Source organism: Corallococcus aberystwythensis, from assembly GCF_003612165.1.
GTDB classification, from domain to species: Bacteria; Myxococcota; Myxococcia; order Myxococcales; family Myxococcaceae; genus Corallococcus; species Corallococcus aberystwythensis.
In genome coordinates this window covers 1-4,776 of sequence record NZ_RAWK01000441.1, presented here as the reverse complement: position 1 = coordinate 4,776, position 4,776 = coordinate 1, and the positions used below count along the sequence as shown (strand labels likewise).

The window sequence follows — 4,776 nt, the reverse complement described above, 5'->3', positions numbered from 1 at the left end:
CTCGGCGGGAGCCGACTCCTGGGGTGCCGAGGGCGCGCCACCATCGGGCACCGGCGTCTGCGCGGTGGCCGTGGACGAGGCGACGAGCAGCGCCGCCAGCAGGACGTGAGGCATGGTCAACGGTCTCCGGGGCCGCGACATGACGCGGCCGGGTGTAAAGGGCGGGCGATTCAAGCCATGCACCCCAGGGGTGTCAACGTCTACGGGAGCGAGGCTTCGTACTTGCAACGGCGGGGGCTGTCCCCTTCCCCGCCACGGGCCCCTTCCGGGACGCGCGGGAGGGAACGGTGGAGAGCGGCTGACATTTCGGACAGAAATGCGTGGTGCGCCCACCCTGGGTGAAGGCCTCCACGGGGGTTTTGCACTTCGAGCACGGCCCGTCCGCCCGTCCGTAGACCCGGAAGCGGTTCACGGACCCCGCCTCCTCCAGGTAGGTGATGTCCTCGCCCTCCTGCTCCTTGAAGGCGAAGTCGAACGCGGCGTGGATGGCGCGGGCCAGGTGCTTCCAGTCGTCGGGCGTGAGGGTGCCGGGCTTGCGCGCCGGGTGCAGCCCCGCGCGGAAGAGGGCCTCCGCGGCGTGGATGTTGCCCAGCCCCGCCACCCGGCCCTGGTCCATCAGCGCCACCTTCAGGTCCTGCTTCGAGTCCCCCACCGCCTCCTGCAACTGGGGCCCGGTGAGCCCCTCGGTCAGCGGATCCCGGCCCAGGGCCTTCACCGCGGGCAGCTCCCACAGCCCCTTCGCGGCCACGGGCTCCATCCGGCCGAAGAGGCGTGGATCACTGAAGTGGACCACGTGGCCGTCCTCCAGGTGGAAGCGGGCGCGGCTGTGGGGGACGGCTTCGCCTTCCTTCCTGCGCACGAACTTGCCCGTCATGCCCAGGTGGGCCATCAGGCCGTGGCCGCCCTCCAGGGTGAGGAGGAGGTACTTCCCCTTGCGCTCCAGGGCTGTCACCTGACCGGTGAGCCGGGTGAAGCGAGCAAGCTCCGCGCCCCGGAAGACGCGGGTGGCGTCCGCTTCCGCGCGCACGATGCGGTGGCCCTTGAACCAGCGCTCCAGGTTGCGCCGGGCAATCTCCACTTCCGGTAGCTCAGGCATCGGGCGGGGGGAATACCACCGGAAGGTTTCCGGCGCATGTCCCCCGGTGGATGGGGCGAGGGGAAGGCGCTTGCCCGGGCGTGGGGGCGCGGCTACGACGGGCCGCGAAAGCCTCCAACCACTTCAGCAAGAAGGGACGACTCGCCCATGCAACGGATGGTCACCGCACTCCTGACCCTCACCCTGGCCTCGGGCCTCACCGCGGGCTGCACCAAGCAGCGCGTGGGCGCGGAGAAGGCGATTGCCAGTGTCCTCATCTCCGACGAGCAGGAGAACCAGCTCGGCCTCCAGGTGAAGCAGGAGCTGGAGACGAAGGAGAACATCAAGTACGTGGAGGACCCGGCGGTGCTGGACTACGTCCGGAGCATCTCCGCGCCCATCCTCGCGCAGGCCAACAAGGACCGCTCCGGGGTGAAGTGGAAGGTCAACGTCATCAACGACCCGAAGACGGTCAACGCCTTCGCCACGCCGGGCGGCTTCCTCTACGTGTACACGGGCCTCCTGCTCGCGGCGGACACGGAGGCGGAGCTGGCGGGCGTGATGGCGCACGAGGCGGGCCACGTGGTGGGCCGGCACTCCGCGCGCGCCATGGTGAACGCCTACGGCCTGCAGGCCATCACCCAGGTGGCGCTGGGCCAGAACCCGGGCACCGCCGCGCAGATCGCCGCGCAGCTGGCGGGCGGCGGACTGCAGCTGGCGCACGGCCGCAGCGAGGAGACGGAGGCCGACGAGTACGGCGCGAAGTACTCCGCCGGCGCGGGCTTCGACCCCAACGGCCTCATCAGCTTCTTCGAGAAGCTGGAGAAGCAGCAGGGCGCGCAGCCCGCCGCGCTCAAGTGGCTGTCCACGCACCCCACCAACAAGGACCGCATCGCGCACCTGCAGAAGATCATCGCGCAGCAGGGGCTCAAGGGCGGCCGCAACGCCCCGGGCGGGCTGACGGCCATCCAGGCCAAGCTGCCCAAGCAGTAGCGCGCGGAGCTTCGGGGCCCCGGCGCCTTCAGTGCATGGACGGGTTGTCGTTCCCGTCCGGCAGGAGGCCCGGGGGCTCCGGGTCCTTACCTTCCGCCACGCGGCGCTTGCGCCTGAACAGCGCGAGCCGCGTCTTCCGGGCGCTGGCGGCGCTCTTGGCCGCGCCGGGCGTCTTGAGGGGCGGCTCCAAGGGCGCGGGCTGGCCGAAGTCGCGCGCGCCCTTGGCCTTCCCCTTCACGGAGGCGTGCTCCAGGATGGCGTTGAGCTCCCCTCCGAGGATGAAGATGAGCCCGGAGAGGTAGAGCCACAACAGCAGCACCACCACGCCACCGATGGAGCCGTAGGTGACGTCGTACTTGCCGAAGTGCTCCACGTACTGGGTGAAGCCCCAGGTGCTGCCCATCCACGCCAGCGTGCCGAAGACGGAGCCCGGGGTGATGTACTTGAAGCGCTGCTTCACGTCCGGCAGCAGGTAGTAACAGAGCGACAGCATCAGCATCACCAGCCCCGCGGTGAACGGCCAGCGCAGCCAGGACCAGACGAGGTGGAACTCGTCGATGAGCGCCAGCTTGTCCGCCACCCACGCCCCCACGCGCCCGCCCAGCAGCAGGATGGCGAAGGACAGGGGGATGAGCAGGCCGCCCATCAGGGTCACCAGCAGCGCCAGGCCCTGCGTCTTCCAGTAGGGCCGGGACTCCGGCACGTCGTAGGCCAGGTTGAGCGCCTTGCGCAGGGCGTCCATGCTGCGCGACGCCGTCCACAGCGCGACGAGCAGACCCACGGTGAGCAGCTTGGGGCGCGTCTCCCCGACGATGGACGTCAGGTGCTCGCTCACCACGCTCAGCGCGTCACCGGGCACCAGCGGGCGGATGCGATCCATCATCGCGTCCACGGCGCCGGGCGCGAACGGCATGTACGCCACCAGCGTGACCAGGAAGAACAGGAACGGGAACAGGGAGAAGATGAAGTAGTAGGACAGCTGCGCCGCCACGTCGGTGACGGTGTCCTCTTCAATCTCCTTCCAGAAGCGCCGCGCGAACTCCCTCCACGTCAGGTACTTGAGCCGTGGAAGCCCCATGTGGTTCCCCCTCCGGGTCTGTGGGGAGCCAATGTGGGGTCGGTCCGGGCATTCGGCAGCAGGCGGCCAGCCGAGCGCTCGCGGCGGGATGTGCCGGGTGTTGAACGCTAGACGAGTCCGGAGGGCAGGTAGCGGCCCAGCAGCGGACGCAGGCGGCTCTTCACGTCGGCGGGGATGCGGGTGCGGTCGGTGAAGATGGCCAACGCGAGCGCGCTGGAGCAGCGGCAGGTGGCGGGCGCGCTGGCGATGCGGGGCAGCGCGCGGCGCAGGAGCGCGGCGCCGTGGGCGGTGACGGCGTCCAGCCGCTGGGCGAACTGCGGCAGGAGCGCTTCGGGTTCCTGGCCCACGGGCTGCGGGCGCCAGGAGTCATGGTCGGTGGGCAGCGCGATGAGGGCGTAGTGCAGCTCCGCCTCGCGCGCGAGCCGCGCCTCCGGCATGGCGGTGAGCCCCACGAGGTCCGCGCCCCACGCGCGGTACAGCTGGCTCTCCGCCTGGGTGCTCAAGGAGGGGCCTTCGATGCAGACGTAGGTGGCGCTGGGGTGCACCACGGTGTCGCCCGCCGTGCCGCTCTTCTGGGCAGCGTCGATGAGCGTCTGGCGCAGGGTGGCGCAGAAGGGCTGGGCCAATTCCACGTGCACGGCGACGTCGTCGTAGAAGGTGCAGGGGCGGCGGTAGGTGCGGTCGATGACCTGATCCGGCAGGGCCAGGTGGAGCGGCTGGATGGCTTCGCGCAGGCTGCCCACGGTGCCGGTGGCGACGACGTGGGTGACGCCGAGCGTCTTCAGGGCGAAGAGGTTGGCGCGGTAGGGGGCGCGGGTGGCGTTGTGGACGTGGCCCTGGCCGTGGCGGAAGACGAAGAGGATGGGGACGCCGTCCAGTTCCGTGGCGATGAGCGGGGTGGAGTGGGGCCCGAAGGGAGTCTCCACGGAGAGGTGTTCGCCGCGGCCCTGGAGTCCCAGGGCCTGGTAGAGGGCATTGCCCCCGATGATGCCCACCTTGACCGCCGGCATGCGTCTCCTCTCGCCCGGTCGCCGGGCGTGGGGCTGACGATATCGCGGGGGGCTCGCCCGGGAAGCTCGGAAGACTGGTAGCTTTCACATTTGCCATGCGTCTTCTTCCGCGCCTCGTCGTCCTCAGCGTCCTCTTCGGTACTCCTGCCCTGGCCGGCCCCGTCCCTCCCGGCTGTGAGGAGGACGCCACCACGTGCAAGGAGGACTGCACCATCGAGTACGGCGGCAACGGCGCCGCCCTCAAGAAGCTGACGCGCTGTTTCGAGGGCTGCCTGGACACACGCACGCAGTGCGCCCGTCAGTTCAACGCGGTGAACAACCGGGCGCCGGACGCACCGGAGGCCGCGTCCGAGCGCCGGGCGGGCAAGACGGAAGCGGCCAAGCTGCGCGAAATCCAGGAGAAGGACCGCCGCCGCGAGGAGGACCCCTTCGGCGACGAGGAGAACAAGCAGCCGCGCGCGAAGCCGGTGCGCGACTCCTACGACGATCCGCCGGAGCCGCCCCCGGAGCGCAAGGGCTACCGCGCGTCGGATGAGAAGCCCGCGAAGGGCAACCCGCGGCAGCAGGCGACCGTTCCGGCCCGCGCGACGGAGCCCGCGCGCACGCCGCCCCCGCCCTCC

Annotated in this window: 4 protein-coding genes and 1 pseudogene; 2 read left to right on the top strand and 3 right to left on the bottom strand. The window is 70.6% G+C overall.

Features of this window, described 5'->3' with window-relative positions:
• Nucleotides 1–193 precede the first annotated feature (193 nt).
• The gene (mutM, locus tag D7W81_RS39870; RefSeq protein ID WP_120560553.1) at nt 194–1,096 is read right to left on the bottom strand and encodes a bifunctional DNA-formamidopyrimidine glycosylase/DNA-(apurinic or apyrimidinic site) lyase; all 903 of its coding nucleotides are present in this window, start codon (nt 1,094–1,096) and stop codon (nt 194–196) included.
• Between the two features lie 147 nt (nt 1,097–1,243).
• Between mutM and D7W81_RS39865 the strand changes: the two genes are divergently transcribed.
• Nucleotides 1,244–2,068 carry a M48 family metallopeptidase gene (locus D7W81_RS39865; RefSeq protein ID WP_120560552.1) on the top strand — a complete coding sequence of 275 codons (825 nt, stop codon included), beginning with the start codon at nt 1,244–1,246 and terminating at the stop codon, nt 2,066–2,068.
• A gap of 28 nt (nt 2,069–2,096) precedes the next feature.
• On the opposite strand, the gene D7W81_RS39860 is transcribed toward D7W81_RS39865, so the two are convergent.
• Nucleotides 2,097–3,146, bottom strand: coding sequence for a YihY/virulence factor BrkB family protein (locus tag D7W81_RS39860; protein WP_120560551.1), 1,050 nt, complete (start codon nt 3,144–3,146; stop codon nt 2,097–2,099).
• 107 nt (nt 3,147–3,253) lie between these two features.
• Nucleotides 3,254–4,156, bottom strand: a complete 903-nt coding sequence (locus D7W81_RS39855) for an MTAP family purine nucleoside phosphorylase (protein ID WP_120560550.1) — start codon at nt 4,154–4,156, stop codon at nt 3,254–3,256.
• Nucleotides 4,157–4,251: 95 nt separating this feature from the next.
• Between D7W81_RS39855 and D7W81_RS39850 the strand changes: the two are divergent.
• Nucleotides 4,252–4,776 (top strand): annotated as a pseudogene (locus D7W81_RS39850) (hypothetical protein); the annotation flags it as partial.

Coding starts and splice junctions, on each gene's coding strand:
- mutM (WP_120560553.1), bottom strand. CDS start 1,096: ATGCCTGAGCTACCGGAAGTGGAGATTGCCCGGCGCAACCTGGAGCGC.
- D7W81_RS39865 (WP_120560552.1), top strand. CDS start 1,244: ATGCAACGGATGGTCACCGCACTCCTGACCCTCACCCTGGCCTCGGGC.
- D7W81_RS39860 (WP_120560551.1), bottom strand. CDS start 3,146: ATGGGGCTTCCACGGCTCAAGTACCTGACGTGGAGGGAGTTCGCGCGG.
- D7W81_RS39855 (WP_120560550.1), bottom strand. CDS start 4,156: ATGCCGGCGGTCAAGGTGGGCATCATCGGGGGCAATGCCCTCTACCAG.